Below are 299 nucleotides of genomic sequence, written 5' to 3' on the forward strand. Positions count from 1 at the left end.
CCAAACAGCTTGAACGGGTCAAGGCAAATTCGGTGATCCATTACCATGCAAACATCCACAATGCATTGAAGTATGCGGTCAAGATCGACCTGATCCCCACCAATCAGGCTGATAAGGTCGAGCGTCCGAAGAAGAATGCGTTCAAGGGCAGCTATTACAGTGCCGAAGAGATCCATGCTTTGACGGAGGTTGCAGAGGGCACCAAGCTGGAGATCCCGGTTCTGCTGGCATCCTTCTACGGCCTGCGCCGCAGCGAGGTGCTGGGGCTGAAGTGGGATGCGATCGACTTTGAGGAAAAC

At 53.8% G+C, this 299-nt stretch carries 1 protein-coding gene; it reads left to right on the plus strand.

The window, feature by feature from the left end; translation table 11 throughout:
- Nucleotides 1-299: site-specific integrase (locus tag P0G09_RS19000; protein WP_275253450.1), on the plus strand; the 299-nt coding region annotated here is incomplete at both ends.

The sequence above is a fragment of the Faecalibacterium sp. DFI.5.82 genome (assembly GCF_029076575.1).
GTDB lineage: Bacteria > Bacillota > Clostridia > Oscillospirales > Ruminococcaceae > Faecalibacterium > Faecalibacterium duncaniae.